This is a genomic window from Streptococcus sp. HSISS2, from assembly GCF_000448665.1.
Classification (GTDB): domain Bacteria; phylum Bacillota; class Bacilli; order Lactobacillales; family Streptococcaceae; genus Streptococcus; species Streptococcus raffinosi.
In genome coordinates, this window is the sequence record NZ_CM002133.1 from 899,298 (window position 1) to 901,813 (window position 2,516).

At 45.2% G+C, this 2,516-nt stretch carries 1 pseudogene; it reads right to left on the reverse strand.

The window, feature by feature from the left end:
- Positions 1 to 2,516, reverse strand: a pseudogene (locus HSISS2_RS04035) (CshA family fibrillar surface protein C); the annotation flags it as partial.

Sequence of the window (2,516 nt, forward strand, 5' to 3'; positions counted from 1 at the left end):
GTCTTCGTAGTTGAGCCATCTTCAAAGGTTGCTGGAACGTCATCGTTCATTGGCACACGGCTGTCACCTTCAGTAAATTCAGGCTTACCTGTTTGAGTTTGACCTTGTTTACCAGTTGAAGTGGTATCTTTAGCAGTCGGTGTTACTGGTGTTACGGTTGGCGTGTAAGTTGCTGTAACTGAGCTACCGTTCTTATCGACACGTTTAACCGTTACTCCTGTACCTGTTCCTGTAAATGATTTTTCTGGTACGAAGGTTACAGTTCCATCTGGAGCAACAGTGTAAGTTCCTTCACCTGGAATAACTTTAGTTGTTGAGCCATCTTCAAAGGTTGCTGGTACATCATCATCCATTGGTACACTTGGGTTACCAGGCGTGAAGCTTGGTTTACCTGTTTGTGTTTGGCCTTGAATGTCTGTAGATGTTGCAGGATCAGCAGTTGGGACAACTGGAGTGATCTTCGGTGTGTAAGTTGTCTCAGCGACAGTTCCGTTTGCATCAGCTGCTTGAACCTTAACTGGAACGACATCACCTGAGTATGATTTATTCGTTGGTGTGAAGGTTACAACACCTGTTTCTTTATTAACGGTGAAGGTACCAATCACGTCACCGGCTGGTGATTTTGCATCTACCGAAGCTGCTGGCTGACCATTTTCATCAAGAAGAGTAATGGTATCCTTATCAATTGGTGCAACTGGGTCACCTTCGGTGAATGTCACAGTTCCAGTTTGAACCACACCTTGAGGTGCCTCTGATGTAGCTGGAGTTGCTGTTGGAGTTACTGGAGTCACAGTTGGTGTGTACTTAGCAGTAACTGGAGTACCGTTCTTATCGACACGTTTAACCGTTACTCCTGTACCTTCTCCAGTGAATGATTTTTCTGGAACAAAGGTTACGGTTCCGTCTGGAGCAACTGAGTATGTTCCTTCACCTGGAATGGTCTTCGTAATTGAGCCATCTTCAAATGTTGCAGGTGTATCATCATCCATTGGAACATTTGGATTACCTGGTGTGAAGGTTGGTGTACCTGATTGCGTTTGACCTTGTTTGTCAGTAGATGTTGTACCTTCTGCAGTTGGGGTAACTGGTGTTACAGATGGTGTGTAGGTCGCAGAAGCTTTTGTTCCGTTCTTATCTTCACGAACCACTGTTACAGCTGGTGCAGTTCCGACGAATGATTTTTCTGGGACGAAGGTTACTGTACCGTCTGCTGCTACTGTGTAAGTACCAACACCGTCGACAGTTCTCGTAGTTGAACCATCTTCAAAGATTGCTGGAACATCATCGTTCATTGGTACACGGCTATCGCCTTCAGTGAATTCAGGCTTACCAGTTTGAGTCGCACCTTGAATATCTGTAGATGTTGCTGGCTCAGCTGTTGGGGTTACTGGAGTCACAGTTGGTGTGTACTTCGCTGTGATTTCAGTACCGTTCTTATCCACACGTTTCACTGTTACGCCTGTTCCAGTTCCGGTGAATGATTTTTCTGGGACGAAGGTTACAGTTCCATCTGGAGAAACAGTGTAGGTTCCTTCACCAGGAATGGTCTTCGTAATTGAGCCATCTTCGAAGGTCGCTGGAGTATCTTCATCAATTGGAACATTTGGATTTCCTTCCGTGAAGGTTGGTTTACCAGATTGTGTTTGACCTTGGATATCTGTCGATGTAGCATCTTCAGAAGTTGGAACAACCGGAGTAATCTTCGGTGTATAAGTTGTTTCAACTGTAGTTCCATTGGCATCAGCTGCTTGAACCTTAACTGGGACAACATCACCTGAATAAGATTTATCTGTCGGTGTGAAAGTCACTACACCTGTATCTTTATCAACGGTGTATGTACCGATCACGTCACCTGCTGGTGATTTCGCTTCTACTGATGCTGCTGGTTGACCATTTTCATCAAGAAGAGTAATCGAATCCTTGTTAATTGGAGCTACTTCATCACCTTCTGTGAAGGTTACAGTTCCAGTTTGAACAAGACCTTGAGGTCCAGTAGATTCAGCTGGTGTCGCTGTCGGTGTCACTGGAGTTACGGTTGGTGTGTAAGTTGCAGAGGCTTTAGTTCCGTTCTTATCTTCACGAACAACCGTTACGGCTGGCGCTTTACCTATGAATGATTTCTCAGGAACAAAAGTTACAGTTCCGTCTGCTGCTACTGTGTAAGTACCAACGCCATCTACTGTCTTGGTAGTTAAGCCATCGTCAAATGTTGCTGGAACATCATCGTTCATTGGTACACGGCTGTCACCTTCAGTAAATTCAGGCTTACCTGTTTGAGTTTGACCTTGCTTACCTGTTGTTTCAACTGGTGTCGCTGTTGGAGTTACTGGAGTAACAGTTGGCGTGTAAGTTGCTGAAGCTTTGGTTCCGTTCTTATCTTCGCGAACAACCGTCACTGCTGGTGCAGTTCCAGTAAATGTTTTCTCAGGTACGAAGGTTACGGTTCCATCTGCTGCTACTGTGTAGGTACCAACGCCGTCTACTGTCTTGGTAGTTGAGCCATCATCAAATGTTGA